At 60.8% G+C, this 14,917-nt stretch carries 18 protein-coding genes; 12 read left to right on the top strand and 6 right to left on the bottom strand.

What is annotated here, in order from left to right; genetic code table 11:
- Nucleotides 1-14: 14 nt before the first annotated feature.
- The 7 genes from ACIK7D_RS03380 (at nucleotide 15) to ACIK7D_RS03350 (ending at nucleotide 5,276) form a co-directional block, all read left to right on the top strand.
- The gene (locus ACIK7D_RS03380; protein ID WP_400155617.1) at nucleotides 15-1,592 is read left to right on the top strand and encodes a Na+/H+ antiporter subunit D; all 1,578 of its coding nucleotides are present in this window, start codon (nucleotides 15-17) and stop codon (nucleotides 1,590-1,592) included.
- Nucleotides 1,589-2,068, top strand: a complete 480-nt coding sequence (locus ACIK7D_RS03375; protein ID WP_137003092.1) for a Na+/H+ antiporter subunit E — start codon at nucleotides 1,589-1,591, stop codon at nucleotides 2,066-2,068. The genes ACIK7D_RS03380 and ACIK7D_RS03375 overlap by 4 nt, the downstream gene beginning before the upstream one ends.
- Nucleotides 2,065-2,451: a cation:proton antiporter gene (locus ACIK7D_RS03370; RefSeq protein WP_080817403.1), complete on the top strand. Its 387-nt coding sequence runs from the start codon at nucleotides 2,065-2,067 to the stop codon at nucleotides 2,449-2,451. The genes ACIK7D_RS03375 and ACIK7D_RS03370 overlap by 4 nt, the downstream gene beginning before the upstream one ends.
- The gene (mnhG, locus tag ACIK7D_RS03365) at nucleotides 2,448-2,780 is read left to right on the top strand and encodes a monovalent cation/H(+) antiporter subunit G (protein ID WP_059753870.1); all 333 of its coding nucleotides are present in this window, start codon (nucleotides 2,448-2,450) and stop codon (nucleotides 2,778-2,780) included. The genes ACIK7D_RS03370 and mnhG overlap by 4 nt, the downstream gene beginning before the upstream one ends.
- Nucleotides 2,781-3,213: 433 nt before the next feature.
- Nucleotides 3,214-3,642: a MucR family transcriptional regulator Ros gene (ros, locus tag ACIK7D_RS03360; RefSeq protein WP_400155616.1), complete on the top strand. Its 429-nt coding sequence runs from the start codon at nucleotides 3,214-3,216 to the stop codon at nucleotides 3,640-3,642.
- A 391-nt stretch (nucleotides 3,643-4,033) separates the two neighbouring features.
- Nucleotides 4,034-4,456 carry a helix-turn-helix domain-containing protein gene (locus ACIK7D_RS03355; protein WP_269314487.1) on the top strand — a complete coding sequence of 141 codons (423 nt, stop codon included), beginning with the start codon at nucleotides 4,034-4,036 and terminating at the stop codon, nucleotides 4,454-4,456.
- The gene (locus tag ACIK7D_RS03350; RefSeq protein WP_400155615.1) at nucleotides 4,449-5,276 is read left to right on the top strand and encodes a DUF6456 domain-containing protein; all 828 of its coding nucleotides are present in this window, start codon (nucleotides 4,449-4,451) and stop codon (nucleotides 5,274-5,276) included. Before ACIK7D_RS03355 ends, ACIK7D_RS03350 begins: the two co-directional genes overlap by 8 nt.
- Nucleotides 5,277-5,279: 3 nt before the next feature.
- Here ACIK7D_RS03350 and ACIK7D_RS03345 read toward each other — a convergent pair whose 3' ends face one another.
- Complete coding sequence (locus ACIK7D_RS03345) at nucleotides 5,280-5,696, bottom strand: SufE family protein (RefSeq protein ID WP_080817400.1); 417 nt, start codon at nucleotides 5,694-5,696, stop codon at nucleotides 5,280-5,282.
- A gap of 182 nt (nucleotides 5,697-5,878) precedes the next feature.
- A complete protein-coding gene (locus ACIK7D_RS03340) occupies nucleotides 5,879-6,304 on the bottom strand; it encodes a DUF5330 domain-containing protein (RefSeq protein ID WP_400155614.1) in 426 nt (141 codons plus the stop codon).
- Between the two features lie 488 nt (nucleotides 6,305-6,792).
- Here ACIK7D_RS03340 and ACIK7D_RS03335 point away from each other — a divergent pair, with 488 nt between their 5' ends.
- The 3 genes from ACIK7D_RS03335 to ACIK7D_RS03325 all read left to right on the top strand — a co-directional run bounded on the left by ACIK7D_RS03335 (nucleotide 6,793) and on the right by ACIK7D_RS03325 (nucleotide 9,809).
- Nucleotides 6,793-8,325: a HAMP domain-containing sensor histidine kinase gene (locus tag ACIK7D_RS03335; RefSeq protein WP_269314490.1), complete on the top strand. Its 1,533-nt coding sequence runs from the start codon at nucleotides 6,793-6,795 to the stop codon at nucleotides 8,323-8,325.
- The gene (locus tag ACIK7D_RS03330) at nucleotides 8,297-9,196 is read left to right on the top strand and encodes a peptidoglycan-binding protein (protein WP_400155613.1); all 900 of its coding nucleotides are present in this window, start codon (nucleotides 8,297-8,299) and stop codon (nucleotides 9,194-9,196) included. Before ACIK7D_RS03335 ends, ACIK7D_RS03330 begins: the two co-directional genes overlap by 29 nt.
- Nucleotides 9,197-9,455: 259 nt before the next feature.
- Nucleotides 9,456-9,809: a DUF1491 family protein gene (locus tag ACIK7D_RS03325; RefSeq protein WP_080817396.1), complete on the top strand. Its 354-nt coding sequence runs from the start codon at nucleotides 9,456-9,458 to the stop codon at nucleotides 9,807-9,809.
- Nucleotides 9,810-9,865: 56 nt separating this feature from the next.
- Here the strand turns inward: ACIK7D_RS03325 and ACIK7D_RS03320 are convergent, their stop codons facing one another.
- A complete protein-coding gene (locus tag ACIK7D_RS03320) occupies nucleotides 9,866-10,801 on the bottom strand; it encodes a DUF2336 domain-containing protein (protein WP_400156007.1) in 936 nt (311 codons plus the stop codon).
- 561 nt (nucleotides 10,802-11,362) lie between these two features.
- Between ACIK7D_RS03320 and ACIK7D_RS03315 the strand changes: the two genes are divergently transcribed.
- Nucleotides 11,363-11,551 carry a hypothetical protein gene (locus ACIK7D_RS03315; protein WP_035261156.1) on the top strand — a complete coding sequence of 63 codons (189 nt, stop codon included), beginning with the start codon at nucleotides 11,363-11,365 and terminating at the stop codon, nucleotides 11,549-11,551.
- A gap of 19 nt (nucleotides 11,552-11,570) precedes the next feature.
- Here the strand turns inward: ACIK7D_RS03315 and ACIK7D_RS03310 are convergent, their stop codons facing one another.
- Together ACIK7D_RS03310 and ACIK7D_RS03305 are read right to left on the bottom strand one after the other, a co-directional pair.
- Nucleotides 11,571-12,119, bottom strand: coding sequence for a DUF1254 domain-containing protein (locus tag ACIK7D_RS03310; RefSeq protein WP_080817394.1), 549 nt, complete (start codon nucleotides 12,117-12,119; stop codon nucleotides 11,571-11,573).
- Nucleotides 12,112-12,699: a DUF1214 domain-containing protein gene (locus ACIK7D_RS03305; protein WP_003522305.1), complete on the bottom strand. Its 588-nt coding sequence runs from the start codon at nucleotides 12,697-12,699 to the stop codon at nucleotides 12,112-12,114. Before ACIK7D_RS03305 ends, ACIK7D_RS03310 begins: the two co-directional genes overlap by 8 nt.
- Nucleotides 12,700-12,810: 111 nt before the next feature.
- Here ACIK7D_RS03305 and ACIK7D_RS03300 point away from each other — a divergent pair, with 111 nt between their 5' ends.
- Nucleotides 12,811-14,199, top strand: coding sequence for a M20 family metallopeptidase (locus tag ACIK7D_RS03300; protein ID WP_400155612.1), 1,389 nt, complete (start codon nucleotides 12,811-12,813; stop codon nucleotides 14,197-14,199).
- Here ACIK7D_RS03300 and ACIK7D_RS03295 read toward each other — a convergent pair.
- On the bottom strand, nucleotides 14,196-14,804 hold the full coding sequence (locus ACIK7D_RS03295) for a LysE/ArgO family amino acid transporter (RefSeq protein ID WP_080817392.1): 609 nt from the start codon (nucleotides 14,802-14,804) through the stop codon (nucleotides 14,196-14,198). The two genes, ACIK7D_RS03300 and ACIK7D_RS03295, sit on opposite strands and share 4 nt — an antisense overlap.
- Between the last annotated feature and the right edge of the window lie 113 nt (nucleotides 14,805-14,917).

Raw genomic sequence — 14,917 nt, 5'->3', positions numbered from 1 at the left:
GAGGCTGAGACACCATGGCATCTTCCACCACTTCCGCAGTCACCGATCTTTCCGCAGCGCTCGTCACGACGCCCGTGCCGCTCACCGACTGGCTGATCATTCTCCCCATCGCGCTCTGCATTGGCGTAGGCGCGGTGCTGATGATGATGCGCCATGCCATCCGTCACCACGCGGCCGTCGCCATCGCGACGCTGTTCCTGCTGGTGCTGCTCGATGCCGCGCTTTTGTGGAAGGTCGCCACTGATGGCCCCTTCACCATGGTCATGGGCCGCTGGCTGCCGCCCTTCGGCATTGCCTTTACCGCCGACCTGACGGGCGCGCTGCTGTCGCTTGCCGCCGCCATCGTCGCACTTGCGGGCGCCATCCATGCCGGCGCGGATATCGACGCCAGCGGCAGGCGATACGGTTTTTATCCCTTCCTGATGCTTTTGATGGCCGGTGTCACCGGCGCTTTCCTGACCGGTGACATCTTCAACCTCTATGTCTGGTTCGAGGTGCTGCTGATCTCGTCCTTCGGCCTGATCGTGCTCGGCTCGACGCGCGAGCAGATCGACGGCGCGCTGAAATACGCCATTCTGAACCTCATCGGCACAACGCTGTTTTTGATCACGGTCGGTTATCTCTACGCCATCTTCGGCACGCTCAACATGGCCGATATCGCCCAGAAGGCGACAGCGCTGCGGGAGACCGCGCCGCTGATGACGCTTGCGAGCCTGTTCGCGCTCGCCTTCGCCATGAAGGCCGCAGCCTTCCCGGTGAACTTCTGGCTGCCCGCTTCCTATCACACCCCACGCATCGTCGTTTCCGCCCTGTTCGGCGGCTTGCTCACCAAGGTCGGCATCTATTCGCTGCTGCGTGTCATGGTCATGCTGTTTCCGGTCGAGCGGGAAGAACTCAGCATCGTCATCGCCATCTCGGCGGCGTTGACCATGGTGCTCGGGGCCATGGGCGCGCTCGCCCAGAACGATATCCGCCGCATGCTCGGCTATATCGTCATATCGGGCATCGGCTACATGATGGCCGGCATCGCCATCGGCACGCCGTCGGGTGTCACCGGCGCCATTTTTTACGCGCTGCATTCGATGGTGCTGATGACGGCGCTTTATCTCGCCGCCGGCCATGCGGCCCGCCTCGGCGGCGGTTTCAGCCTCACCTCGCTCAGAGGCCTTTATCAGCAGGCTCCGTGGTTTTCGGCGCTGGCACTGGCGCTGTTTTTCGCCGGTTCCGGCCTGCCGCCCTTTTCCGGCTTCTGGCCGAAGGCGGTGCTGGTCAAGTCGGCGATCGATATCGGCGCCTGGTGGCTCGCCGGCGCCATCCTCGCCTCCGGCTTCATCGCCACCATCGCTTTCGGGCGGATCTTCCTGCTGTGCTTCTGGCGTCCGGTGGCCGCATCCCCCGGTCAGCCCTCCATGCCGCAGGCGTCGTCCCCGGCCGCGCCGTCTTTCGCGCCGCTGGTGGGGCTCACGGTGCTGGTGGTATTCTTCGGCCTGTTTCCGGAAAGCCTGCTCAATCTCAGCCAGCAGGCGGCCGCAGGCCTCGCCAATCCGCAGGCCTATATCCAGTCGGTCTTTACCGAAGGGGGCAAGCCATGAGCCTCTATCTCGTACAGTTGCTTTTCGTTGCCGTATGGCTCGCCGTGACGGGCAGCGTCACGCTCGCGAACATCATTTTCGCCCTTGTCGTTTCGACGCTGGCGCTCGGCATCATCCGCCACCAGCTTCCGGGCGGACGTAACCACTGGCTCAGGCTTGCCCGCGTGCTGTCGCTGGTGCTGCTGTTCTTCAAGGAGCTGGCGCTCTCGGCATGGAAGGTCGCCGTGCTGGTGACGCGGCCGAAGCTCGACGTGCAGCCCGGCATTTTCGCCTATCCGCTGACGGTGACGACGGATTTCGAGATCACGCTGCTCGCCAATCTCATCACGCTTACGCCCGGCACGCTGTCGGTCGATGTTTCGGCGGACAGGAAAACGCTTTACGTGCACGCGATCGACTGCAGCGATATCGAGGCCACGAAAAACGACATCCGCAACGGCTTTGAAAGAAAGATCATGGAGGCGTTTCAGATATGACGCCGGAACAGATAGTTTCATTTGCAACTATACTTGCAACGGTTGTTCTGTCGGCCGCCTTTTTGCTGACAGTATATCGCGTCGTCGTCGGCCCCACCTTGCCGGACCGTATCGTTGCGCTCGACATGCTGGTGGGCATCGCCATCGGCTTCATCGCAGTCATCGCCATCCGCACCGGCTTCAATCTTTACGTCGATATTGCGATTGCGCTCGGTCTGGTCGGGTTTCTGGCAACGGTGGCCTTCGCCCGCTTCGTGCTGTCGCGCGGCCCGGACGGCCGGCGCAGGCCGGCGGCGGTTCTCGATGGCGAAAGGGCATCTGAAGCCATTGAAAAAAATATGGAAAAAGGTGTCGCCAACAGAAAAGGAAAGGGCAGACGATGATGGCTTGGATCGTGGCTATTCTGGTTGCGGCGCTGTTGATCTCAGGCGCCATTTTCTCGCTGATCGCGGCAATCGGCCTCAATCGGCTGCCGGATGTCTATACCCGCATGCATGCGGCTTCCAAGGCGGGAACGGTGGGGTCCGGCCTGCTGCTTCTGGCTGTCGGCATCCATTCCATGGAAATATCGACGCTGGCGCGGGCGCTGGCCGGTTTCTTTTTCTTTGTCCTTACCGCGCCGGTCTCGGCACATCTTCTTGCCATGGCCGCTCACAAGGCAGGTTATCCGCTTGCCGTTAAATCGGTAGTTGATGACATCAAGAAAATTTGAAGTTGAAAATCCCCCTAATAATTGGGGGTATTCATTTTCAATTACTACTTGGCATAGTATTTTATTACCCGTAATTTTTTGTATTCCGATTAGACTGTTTTGAACTGAAAAATTCACAATAGGAATTTGACTTTTGCTGTTTTGCTGTTATCCAAATTAAGTGTAAAGTTGCTAATCGCGATTTGCATCTAGCCTCTTCATAGTCGGCATAGGCATTTTATTAATGTCTAATCTATGGCCCATCGGACCATTGCTGCCCATGTCGCGGGCCATAAGTTGAATCTCGGACCAATTCGTTTCCGGTTTTCGCTCGAAATCTAGGGGTAGGTTTCATGTTGGTTTCAACAAGGCGAAGGTGGGGCACCGGGTAACTTCACATCGCTCGATGCGGCGTTCGCCCGCGTCAGGGGATCAATAAACAGGAGATACTTAAATGACGGAAACTGCATACGGTAACGCCCAGGATCTGCTGGTCGAACTGACTGCGGATATTGTGGCTGCCTATGTTAGCAACCACGTCGTTCCGGTAACTGAGCTTCCCGGCCTTATTTCGGATGTTCACACGGCACTCAGCGGAACATCGGCACCGACATCGGTGGCGGTCAATGTCGAAAAGCAGAAGCCTGCCGTCTCCGTCCGCAAGTCGGTTCAGGATGACCACATCGTCTGTTTGGAATGTGGCGGTTCGTTCAAGTCGCTCAAGCGGCATCTCACGACCCATCACAGCATGACGCCGGAAGAATATCGCGAAAAATGGGACCTGCCGGTCGACTATCCGATGGTTGCGCCCGCCTATGCCGAAGCCCGCTCGCGGCTCGCCAAGGAAATGGGTCTCGGTCAGCGCCGCAAGGCCAGCCGTTGATTTAAAGACGGTCCGGCTGCTGCCCTGGCAGATAGCCGGAAGTCGCAATACAATACGGCCGGTCCTTCGACCGGCCGATTTCGTTTCTGGGGTTCGAAGACCTCACCTCCGTCCTGCCTGCCCATATCCGGCATCCGGCTACGGCGCGTCTGCGCCGTGAGATGGGTCTTTCGCGATCGAGAACTGCATCGCACCAGACCCGCGAGCCGTTCCCTCGACAGACTTTTTATGTCGCGCAAAATTTCGATTGAGGAAAAAAATCCTTTATCGCACACATCAATTCTGCAAAAATAAAGCCGTATCAATCGCATAATCTTCCCTGTCAAATTTGCGCTTCCCCACGATTGCTCTTAGGTGTATGAATTAATTCCTATTCGTAGAGGAGTTGCATATGCCGTCGGATACTGTGTTTCTGCCTGCCGCCGCGCGGCCTTGTGCGCGGGTCGGTGATCGTCCCTTTCGTCATTGGCCGTCTGCGGCCGGGCGGGATGAGATTTCCCGTCTTTGCCGTCTGGTACGGCAGCTCACCGGCGAGATGGTGCAATTGACGGGCGACCGAACGCTGGTGCGCCGCGACAGCCGGCGCATGGAATGCCACATCCGCCAGATCGCCATGTATGTGTGCCATGTGCAGCTCGGCATTCCCATGTCGGATATCGGGCCGTGTTTCGGCCGGGACAGGACGACGGTGGGCCATGCCTGCCAGGTGGTGGAGGACCGGCGCGACGAACCGGCATTCGACGAGTTCGTCGCCGTGCTGGAGCGGCTCACCGGCAGTATCTTCAACGCGATGAAAGGCGCCCGGGATGAGTGAGGAAAAAAGCATCCCGGTTGCCTCCCCGAACCCTGATCTCCTGCGGCTGCTGCGTTGCATCGCCGCGGGCGCGGCCGAGATGTCGCAGGAGGGCGGCGATATCGTCCTGCGCCGGCCGCGGGCAGGCCACACGGCGCTGCGGTTTCCGGCCGCGACGGTGCGGTTCGCCATTTCCTCCGGGCTGGTCGAGCAGCGGGACAACACCCTTTCTGCCGCACCGCCGCTCGCCTCCTGCTTGAAACGTGCAATGGCAAAAGACCGGGACGAGGTTTTTCAGGAACAGCACCGGCATATGCAGACGGTTATTGTGGATGTCGGCGATGCGAAGCAGCAGGCCCGGCGCAATCTCAACACCTCTCCCCTGACCGGCCTTGCAAGGCTGAAGGAACGGGACGGTGCGGCGTTTTTCCCGGCGGATGCTCTGGAGGCAGGCGAACGTCTCGCCGCCGATTTTCATCGCGGCCATCTTAACCCGAAGGTAACGGCGACATGGGAGCCGAGAATAGCGAACCGCACAAAAGGGGAGGCGGGAGGTGCGCTCGATCTCACCGAGGCGGCAATGGCCGCAAGAACGCGGTTTTCCCGCGCGGCCGATGCGATGGGGCCTGAACTGTCGGGCGTCGCCATCGATATCTGCTGCTTCGAAAAGGGGCTGGAGACGGTGGAGCGCGAAAGGCAATGGCCGGCGCGGTCGGCAAAACTGCTGCTGCGAGCAGCGCTGCTGGCGCTTGCCCGCCATTATGCGCCGCCTGCGGCCCGCGCCGGCAGGAAGGAACACCATTGGGGCGACGCAGATTATCGCCCGTCGATGACGAGGTGAAGGTCAGGCGGCCAGCAGCCGGGCTTCCTCGCGGATGCGCTTGATCATGGAGCGCAGGCCGTTGGCGCGCTGCGAAGACAGATGCTCCACCAGCCCGATCCTGTCGAATACCTCGATGGCGTCGAGACCGGCGATTTCGGAGGCTCTCTTGCCGGAATAGACGGCGAGCACGATGGCGACGAGGCCGCGCACGATATGTGCATCCGAATCGCCTTCGAAGGTCAGGAGAGGGTCTTCCGCACCATCGCTATGGCTGACGAGCCAGACCTGGCTTGCGCAGCCATGCACCTTGTTCTCGGCCGTGCGCTTGTCTTCCGGCAGGTCGGGAAGCGCCTTGCCGAGTTCGATGACATAACGATAACGATCCTCCCAGTCGTCGAGGAAGGCGAAGTCGTCAAGGATCGTTTCGAGAGAGGCCATTTGCGCGCCGTATCATCCATTATTGCAGGTCTTTGCTAGGATATAGGCGAAGTGCGGCCGGTTTTGAACCATAGGCCATGAAAAAGCCCACGGAAAACAGGTTTTCGTGGGCAAGTTTGGCAGGCAGTCGGCGGGCGGAAATCTCCGCTCGCAAAAAAGTGCGGCGCGGTGGCCGGCATAGATCAGGGGGCCGGGCGCTTCTGCGGCAGGGGAATGACGGTGCCGGTCTTCAGCATGTCGGCATCCTTCGGAAATTCGACGCTGACGACCGGGGCTTCGGCCAGTTTTTCGGTCTCGGCCGCAAGTTCAGCGGCGGGGGCGGGCTTGTCACTGGAGGCAAGCTGCTTGTCCAGCAGTTCATAGGCCACCTTTGCGCCTTCCTTTGCCCGCTCGCCGAGCGCATGGAAGGTTTCGGCGCCCTTGACGCAGACATCGGGCTTTTCAATGCAGATGGCGCTGACATAACGATAGGCTTCACCGGCGGCCGAAACGGCGCTGGGAATATCGAAGGCCGAAGGTTCCTTGGCCGGATCGTTGCTGCTGCCGAAATAGGACAGCGCCACCAGCACCAGCGAAAACCAGAATGTTCCCTTGATCAGAAACCACATTGTCAGACTACCCTGCCAGATGATCTTTGTTTTCTAAAGCCCCGCCCGGTTTCGGGTCATCGGCCTTTGTCCCGTTTTTCGGGCTTGTGAAGAAGCTACACGCGACCGGCGAACAGCCGATTGCAAAAAGCGGCGCAATTTAATTCAAATTGCATCTATTCTCCTCGTATCGGGACGCCTGCCACCAATTCATTCGCATTTTAACAGTCCATGTTAAGCATAATTGCGACAGAGGCCGCGCGTTCCGGGGCAAAGCGGCGCAAAGCCTTGCCACAAAAGTTAACGCGATGGCAAAAATGAAGCGAAATCCGTCGCTTACCCGTCATTAACCATGATTGGCAAAGCTTCGAAGAAATGCCCCGTAATGGGACTGCGAGGCATTTGAGGGGCCTTTGAGGCCATTCTTTTTATCCATTCCTTAAGCCGCCGCCTTCTATTGTCGGAGCCGTTAGAACCGCCTCAGGGATTCGGTGTTGGTATTGCGTAATATGAGAGAAAAAGCGGTCGCATTGGTCGACCATGCCGCAGGCAGATGGCTTGCGCGCATGGAAGAGGACGCCGAAAGGCGCGCCGGAACCGTTGCGCGCCTGCGCCGGCTGATCGCCTTCAGCACGGTCGGACTTCTGGTGGTACCAGCCCTCTTCAGCCTCGTCTTCAGCCCCGCCATCGCGCTGCCCATCGGCGCTGCCCTGGTGCTGGCGCTGTTTCTGGCCGCCGCAGCATTGCTGATTGCCTTTTCGCGTCCCGCGCGCGGTGCCTCCTCCTTTTCCGCCGCGTCTGGCGATAACGACCTGATCGCCGCTTCGCAGGTGCCGGGCCTTGTGCTCATGATCGGTGAAACCGGCTTCGTCGAACACGTCTCCGGCCGCGATCTTATGACCTTCCCTGCCGATCTGCAGGCCAGCAAGGGTCATTCCCTCGTTGAATATGTCTATGTCTCGGACCGTATCGAACTGATGCAGGCTTTCGACCTGCTGCGGCAGGGCGAGGACAGGGCAACCGCCGAACTTCGCTTCGAGACCGGTGCAAAGTCGCGTCAGGCGCAGTTCATGCATGCGCGTATCGAGATGACGGCGATCCGCAGCGCCAGTGGCCGGCTGCGCCGTATCGTCGCCCAGCTTTCCGATATCACCGAGATGGAACGCCTGCGCCGCGATGTCGCCCGCAAGGCGGCCGAGGCGGAATCGGCCAATGATGCGAAATCGCGCTTTCTCGCCGCCGTCAGCCACGAGTTGCGCACGCCGCTCAATGCCGTCCTCGGTTTTTCCGATATTCTCGCCGGCGAATATTTCGGCCGGCTGGAGAACGACCGCCAGCGGGAATATGTCGGCCTGATCCGCCAGTCCGGCGCGCATCTTCTCTCTGTCGTCAACACCATGCTCGATATGAGCAAGCTGGAAGCCGGCCGTTACGAGCTGATGATGGAAAGCTTCCCGATTGCCGAGACCATCTCGTCCTGCGAGGCCATGCTCGGCCTGCAGGCGAAGGAAAAAGGCCTGACTTTGACCAGCCGCATCCAGCGCGGTATCGGCGAAATCTCGGCCGATCAGCGCGCTATCCGGCAGGTTCTCATCAATCTTGCCGGCAATGCCATAAAATTCACCGATGCCGGTGGTGTGGTGTCGATCGACGCCGCGCGTGAGGGCGCGATGCTGAAGCTGACGGTGAGCGATACCGGCATCGGCATCGCTTCCGACAAGATCGAGCTCCTGGGCCAGCCTTTTATGCAGGTTCAGAATGAATATACCCGTCGCTATGAGGGCACGGGTCTGGGATTGTCCCTGGTCAAGGGGCTTGTGGCACTGCATGGCGGCACTTTCGCCATCGCCAGCAAGCCCGGCGAGGGAACGGTCGTAACGATCACCCTGCCTGCCGACGGTTCCGGCATGGCGGGTGAGGGCCAAAGCGCCGAAGCCGAAAGCATGGTGGAATTTCCGCCGCGCATCCGGCAGCTCGGCGATATGGCTGCAATGATGAAAAAGGATGGTGACGATGGCCCCGCGAAAGCGAAAATCGCCTAAGAAAACAACGGCCCAGATTGGCGCCGGGATTGTTTCCTTGGTGGTTTCGGCCATCGGGCGCGAAATCCTGCGCCATCCGAAACTGGTCGGCAGCTGCGGCGCCTTCGCGGTCGTCTTCGGTTTTGTCGCCGCCAATGCGCTCTGGTATCAGCCGGGCGTGCACCCGTCGCCCTTCCTGCGCACGCGCGATGCGGAAAACCCGAACGGCATTGCCGGTTATCGCCCGGCCGAACCGCTCGGCACGCAGGGCAATGTCACCACCTTCCGCATAGAACGACCGGCGGAGCCGCAAAACGCGCAGCAGCCGGCGGCCGAAACGCCGGTGCAACCCGTTGCCGAAAGCCAGAAACCGCAGCAGATCGTTGCCGATATTCAGGCCGAACTGAAGAAGCGCGGGCTTTACGAAGGCGAGGCGGATGGCCGCATGGGCCCGCGCACCGCCGCCGCCATCATGTTCTTTGAAGAAACGCTCGGCATGGAACAGACCGGCGAGCCGACGACCCGCGTGCTGGCGGCGCTGCGGATAGACGGCGCGACGGTTGCCGCGATACCCAGGGATCGGCCTGCCGATACCAGCGGCGGCGTCGAGATCGACCCGGTTGCAGCCGCCATCCGCAAGGCGGAAGCGCCGCGCCCGAAGGCCGAACCGGCCTCCCTCAACAGTGCGGCCAAACCGGCGAGCCGCGATTTGATCGCCAAGATCCAGCAGGGGCTGATCAATATCGCCTATGCGGACGTGAAGGTGGACGGCGTGGCCGGCCAGCAGACCCGCAACGCCATCCGCGCCTTTGAGAAACACTATCGCCTGCCGGAAACCGGTGAGCCGAGCGAGGCCGTGCTGAAGAAGCTGAAGTCGATCGGGGCGCTTTAGATTTTGACAGCGGCTGAGGTGCGTGGGGCTTACCCCCCTCTGCCCTGCCGGGCATCTCCCCCTCAAGGGGGGAGATCGGCAAGAGGCCCTCTCATCACTTCATTTTAAAGCGTCGAGATGGGCGAGACCTTGCCACAGATCGATCCCCCCCCCCTTGAGGGGGAGATGCCCGGCAGGGCAGAGGGGGGTAAGCCCCACGCACCTCAGCCGTCCAAAAATCCACAACAGCACGCCCACCATTTCCATTCGAAAGCACCCCATGCGCCTCAAATCCGAAATGTTCGTCTCAGCCCTCATCCGCCGCGTCTTCGCCGCCGGCGGATTTGCGGCTGTCGAAAAGAAGGGGGCGGAAGAGGCGGGGGCGATTTTCATTCGTCAGCGCCTGCGCGATGGCCGCGAAAATCTCTACGGACCCGCGCCGCAGAGCTTTGCCGATGACGAGGAAGTCCGCGCCGAGCGCCGTTTCGAAACGCGTCTTGCCGGTGCGGATGGCGAGGAAAGCGCTGCTCTTCTTGAGAGGGAACGACGCTTCGACAGCGACCTGTGGGTGGTGGAGATCGAAACCGACGAGATCGGGACCCTGCTGACGCTGGTGGATCAGCCCAAGGCCTAGAATCGTCCGGCAATGGCCCGCTTCTTCAATCCGTGCAGATGCAAGGCCAGCCGCGCTTACCCTTGCGTCCCGGTTCTCTGCGCAGCCGGTGCGCTGCGGCCCGGCCGTTCGCGGCCATGCGTATAGCTGTCGGCCCGCCGCCAGCTTTCCAGCCGCTCTTCGCATTCCACGATGTCGAGACGGTCGAGCAGGGCTTCGGCACGGCTCATATCGCCTTCGGCGGCGGAAAGATGCGGATAGAAGCATTGCAGCACGAAAGCCGCCTCGGAAAATTCCATGCCAAGGCCGGTCAGCGTCGTTGCAAGCTGCGCGCCTGATATATCGAGCATGATGCGCTCCGACAGCCAGTAGCTGGAGGAGAGAGAATCCGCCAGCGCCACCGCGAATTGCCGGGCATTGCGCTCGCGGGCGAAACGCACCAGCAGCGCTTCCTGCACCTCGCTCAGGCGGCGAAGGCCGAGAACGTCGCTTTCCGGGCGGTTGAGGTGATGCGCCATCTGCTTGATGCGCTGGCGCATTTCCTCTTCGAGTGCGGAAGCGGCGGCGATGTTGTCCGTCTTTTCTTCCGCTTTCGGCTCTTCGGGGCTTTCCGCCGCCTGCGGTTCGGCAGCCGCCGTCTCTTCATCCGGCCGCTTCAGATCTTCGGCGTGACGCAGCCCGACAAGCGCATCGATGACGGTGGGGGAGAGGTCTTCGCGCCGCACGATGGCGCGCGCATGCGCCGCCCCTTGCGTGCGGGCAATGGTGATCAGCGTGTCGTCATCGAGGCATTTGGAGGAGATGAGGAAGGGCGCTGCAAGCGAAATCGGCTGGCAGGCGATGAAGAAGGCGACAGCCGAAGGCACGCTCGGATGCTGGGAGAGCGCGGCGATGGCCTCCCGCTTGGCTTCGTCAGTGGAAGCGATGAAAAGCGGCATGAAAAGTTCGGCGAACTGCCGAAGGTCCGTTTTTGACGGATGGGAGACATTCTCGAAATTCGTCACGGTGGCCATCAGCACCACATCTTTCTTCCTCACGGCTCTTGGCCTCTCAAGTTCTCGAAACCGGTCGGTCAACGCACTACCCAACAAACGCAAACACAATATCGGCTCAAAATAGAGCAAATGCGTTGACGTCCTGTTAACTATGGGGGGTAGCAAGAGAGAATCCGCCTCTATCAACAAGGAAATTTTAAAACCTTGATGACGGACGAAATGCCGTGGAACTTTACCGCATCGCCTTTGTTTTCAAGGGGTGCGGCTCCGGCCGGAATAAGTTGGGGTCCGGCAATTAGGGTTAACGGATCATTAACCTCTGTCTGTTTGTAATTTCATGGGCAGTATTAGGATTCCATGTTATTCTTATCGACGGAATAAATACAAAAATGGCATGCGAAGCCTGAATCTGCGCACGATCCCCTTATAAGAATCGCTTTGGATTTTTGGATCGTGCGAAAACCAGTCTGTGGACTGGCCTATGCGCAATGTGATGGTGATGAAATTCCCGACGCAAGACGAGGCTTGCGCGGTTCCCATGGGCAACATTGACAATCATGTCCCGAAGAGGAGATGAGCATGGCAGAGATTATTCCAATCGGCGACGCCCGACGAAGCCTGCGCCCCGCCGGCGCGGTGGCAACGGTGATCGGCCCGGCGAAAGTCGTGCTGTTTACCGGCGTGCGCTATGAAAAACGCGATACCGAGCCGACCGGCAAAGTCGCGCGCAAGGGCAAATCCGCAGCGGAAACCGCCCTCAAATCCTGACTACAGAGAATAACCGACGTTATTTCCACGCCGTCGGCTGGCATTTCGCCTCGTTCAGGAACCGTTCCGCCTCTTCGCCGAAACTCGGCTGCGGCACCATGGTTCGCAACACCACATACCCTTCCGTCTGATCCGATTCCGCCAGAATGGCCTGCGAAAGCGCGGGCGGCTGCGCCTTGCGGATGGCGGCGATCTGCACCGCATCCGCCACCAGAATATCCATCACCCCGCCGGCGGACGTGCGGTCATTCATGCTGAACACCTCGTTCGAGGCCTTGTCGTAAACCGCGACCGACCAGAAGGGCACGGCTCCGATGGCGCTGAGCCTGACCGGCTTGTCCTCGATATCGAAGGTGCAGACCGCGACCCGCATGAAGGGATCGCCGCTGCCAAGCGTCTTTTTCTCCGTTGTCTCTTCGAGCAGATGAAACTGATGCGGCTTTCCCTCCGCCACCGCGCGCGTATAGGCGTCGCGATTGCTGAAATGCGGTATCGCCAGAAGAATGATGACATGCAGCACGGCGGCGGCGACGAGACCGGTGAGAATGGCGAGCAGGACCCTAAGCATTGCCACACCCCAGCTTGCGGATTTGCGGCATGGAGATGTCGATCAGGCCGGAACTGCCCGCGACGGGCGTGTCGAGCAGGGTCATGACCAGCCTGAAGGTCTGGCCCTGCGGCACCGACAGCCAGTTATAGGTTTGGGCGTCAGCGGCGATGGTGATGTCGATGCCGCCATCGGCGCTGCGCAAAAGCGTGCGGGAATTCAGCGCGAAGGGCCGCCCCGCATCCTCCGCCAGCACATTGCCCTGCTGGTCGGCGGTGTAGATCGTCCAGAAACGTGCGGGCGGCACGGCGCCGGCCAGCCGGTATCGGCACTCGCCGCTCAGGCGTTGTCCATCGCTGTCGACGGAGGCGGTAAAAGCCAGCCCTTCCGCGGTTCCGTAAAGCAGCTTGCCGGCGTCGGCGCGGTGCGATTTGGCGTAAGGATCGGCCTCGATCGTCTGCGCTTCGGGAAACGCATCCCAGGAGCCGATGCGGATCGATCCAAAGCCGGATGTCGCCTCAAGGGCTGCCAGCGTCGCGGCAATACCGCCGCCAAAGGCGATCAGAAGGGCGATGCCGACAAGGAATGGAACTCGGAACACGCTGTTTTCCCGTTTATGAACAGGTCGAGGACTATCACTGATTCCCTGTTTGGAAAATGGCGCGGCTTGTTTAGTCTCCGTGAAAATGATCACAACCGGGGATATTCCATCATGTCGAGACAATCCGCAATCGACCGTGCCGCCGCCTGTTTCGACGATGGCAGCTTCGAGCGGGATTTGTCCCGACGCGTTTTGCGACGGACCGAAAGCCAGAATGAAGAGCAGGGCGAGGAGCTGACGCTGTATCTGGAACAGGAAATGCTGCCCGCTTTCGCCGCCATGGGTTTCTCCTGCACCATCCTGCGTGACCCGACGGCGGATTTGCCGTTTCTGATCGCCGAGCGTTTCGAGGGCGACACGTTGCCGACCGTGCTGGGATACGGCCACGGGGATGTGGTGCGCGGTCAGGACGAGGGCTGGGCCGAGGGGCTTTCGCCCTTTGTGATGTCTGAGCGCAATGGCAGGTGGTATGGGCGCGGCACCGCCGATAACAAAGGGCAGCATTCGGTCAATATGGCGGCGCTGAAAGCCGTGCTCGAGACACGCGGCAGGCTTGGTTTCAACGCCAAATATCTGATCGAGATGGGCGAGGAGAGGGGCTCCCCCGGCCTGAGGGAGATTTGCCGGAACCATGGCGAGCGGCTGAAAGCCGATCTTCTGATCGCCTCCGATGGCCCGCGCCTGAATGCGGAACGGCCGACGGTTTTTCTCGGCGCGCGGGGCGGCATCACCTTCGATCTGGTGATCGAGGCGCGTGAGGGCGGCCATCATTCCGGCAATTGGGGTGGGGCGCTCTCCAATCCCGGCGTGCAACTGGCCCATGCCGTCGCAAGCCTCGTCGGCCCGACCGGCCAGATCCGCGTGCCGGAACTGGTGCCGGATGAATTGCCGAAAGCGGTGCGTGAGGCCCTTGCCGATTGTGAAATCGATGGCGGGCCGGACGGCCCGAAGATCGATCCGGACTGGGGCGAGCCCGGCCTTTCCACCGCCGAGCGGGTTTTCGGCTGGTGTGCGCTGGAAGTGCTGGCTTTCGAGACCGGCAATCCGCGTGCGCCGGTCAACGCCATTCCGCCACGGGCATGGGCGCGGCTGCAATTGCGCTTCGTGGTCGGCATCGATCCGGAAGCGGTTTTGCCCGCCGTGCGGCGTCACCTCGACCGGCAGGGTTTCGCCATGGTGGAAATCGCGCCTGCCGGCGACGAGATTTTCCGCGCCACCCGGCTCGATCCGCAGGATCCATGGGTGGATTTCACGCTGCGCTCCATTGCCCGCACAACGGGCAGAAAACCGGCGCTTCTGCCCAATCTCGGCGGTTCGCTGCCCAACGATATCTTTGCCGATATCCTCAAACTGCGCACCATCTGGGTGCCGCATTCCTATCCCGGCTGCTCGCAGCATGCGCCGAATGAACATCTGCCGAAGGAGATCGCCCGCGAGGCGCTTACCCTTATGGCCGGGCTCTATTGGGATATCGGAGAGGGGGATACGCCGCCGCTTTAGGCGCCCATGACGAGCTTGAAGGCGATGGCCCACATGGTGACGGCGATGACGCCTTCAAGAATGCGCCAGGCGGAAGGCTTTTCGAAGATCGGCCGCAGCCAGCGCGCGCCGTAACCCAGTGAAAAGAAGAACAGCAGGGAGCCGGTGGCCGCGCCCGCCGCGAAGGTTTTTTCGAAGCCGGGAAACTGCGTGGAAATGGTGCCCAGCAGCACGACGGTATCGAGATAGACATGCGGATTGAGAAAGGTCAGCGCGAGGCAGATGGCCAGCGTCTGCCACAGGCTCGCCTCCTGCCGCTCCGCCACGGAAAGCGCCTCGGAGGAGCGCAGCGCCGAATGCAGGCTTTTGGCGCCATACCAGATGAGGAAGGCGGCCCCCGCATAACGCATGATGGGATCGAGCGCCGGCATGACGGCGCTGATCCGCTGAAAACCGAAAACCCCGACGGTGATCAGCAGCGCATCGGCAATGGCGCAGGTGGCGCAGACGGCAAACACATGCGAGCGCGCCAGCCCCTGCTTCAGAACGAAGGCATTCTGCGCGCCGATGGCGACGATGAGGCTGAGGCCCATCGTCAGGCCGGTGAAGAAGATCTGGATGTCCATGCGCGTCGCGGCCCCTGCCTCTGTCCATTGTGGAATGGCCGAAGGCGTTGCTTCCGGACCGAGTGCTTGGATATTTCCGCCAGATAGTTTAATCCAGTTAAATAAACTGAATC

This window comes from Agrobacterium sp. P15N1-A (assembly GCF_044626815.1).
Taxonomy (GTDB): Bacteria; Pseudomonadota; Alphaproteobacteria; order Rhizobiales; family Rhizobiaceae; genus Agrobacterium; species Agrobacterium leguminum.
This window is presented reverse-complemented; position numbering and strand designations above follow the sequence as displayed.

Coding starts and splice junctions, on each gene's coding strand:
- ACIK7D_RS03380 (WP_400155617.1), top strand. CDS start 15: ATGGCATCTTCCACCACTTCCGCAGTCACCGATCTTTCCGCAGCGCTC.
- ACIK7D_RS03375 (WP_137003092.1), top strand. CDS start 1,589: ATGAGCCTCTATCTCGTACAGTTGCTTTTCGTTGCCGTATGGCTCGCC.
- ACIK7D_RS03370 (WP_080817403.1), top strand. CDS start 2,065: ATGACGCCGGAACAGATAGTTTCATTTGCAACTATACTTGCAACGGTT.
- mnhG (WP_059753870.1), top strand. CDS start 2,448: ATGATGGCTTGGATCGTGGCTATTCTGGTTGCGGCGCTGTTGATCTCA.
- ros (WP_400155616.1), top strand. CDS start 3,214: ATGACGGAAACTGCATACGGTAACGCCCAGGATCTGCTGGTCGAACTG.
- ACIK7D_RS03355 (WP_269314487.1), top strand. CDS start 4,034: ATGCCGTCGGATACTGTGTTTCTGCCTGCCGCCGCGCGGCCTTGTGCG.
- ACIK7D_RS03350 (WP_400155615.1), top strand. CDS start 4,449: ATGAGTGAGGAAAAAAGCATCCCGGTTGCCTCCCCGAACCCTGATCTC.
- ACIK7D_RS03345 (WP_080817400.1), bottom strand. CDS start 5,696: ATGGCCTCTCTCGAAACGATCCTTGACGACTTCGCCTTCCTCGACGAC.
- ACIK7D_RS03340 (WP_400155614.1), bottom strand. CDS start 6,304: ATGTGGTTTCTGATCAAGGGAACATTCTGGTTTTCGCTGGTGCTGGTG.
- ACIK7D_RS03335 (WP_269314490.1), top strand. CDS start 6,793: ATGAGAGAAAAAGCGGTCGCATTGGTCGACCATGCCGCAGGCAGATGG.
- ACIK7D_RS03330 (WP_400155613.1), top strand. CDS start 8,297: ATGGCCCCGCGAAAGCGAAAATCGCCTAAGAAAACAACGGCCCAGATT.
- ACIK7D_RS03325 (WP_080817396.1), top strand. CDS start 9,456: ATGCGCCTCAAATCCGAAATGTTCGTCTCAGCCCTCATCCGCCGCGTC.
- ACIK7D_RS03320 (WP_400156007.1), bottom strand. CDS start 10,801: ATGGCCACCGTGACGAATTTCGAGAATGTCTCCCATCCGTCAAAAACG.
- ACIK7D_RS03315 (WP_035261156.1), top strand. CDS start 11,363: ATGGCAGAGATTATTCCAATCGGCGACGCCCGACGAAGCCTGCGCCCC.
- ACIK7D_RS03310 (WP_080817394.1), bottom strand. CDS start 12,119: ATGCTTAGGGTCCTGCTCGCCATTCTCACCGGTCTCGTCGCCGCCGCC.
- ACIK7D_RS03300 (WP_400155612.1), top strand. CDS start 12,811: ATGTCGAGACAATCCGCAATCGACCGTGCCGCCGCCTGTTTCGACGAT.
- ACIK7D_RS03295 (WP_080817392.1), bottom strand. CDS start 14,804: ATGGACATCCAGATCTTCTTCACCGGCCTGACGATGGGCCTCAGCCTC.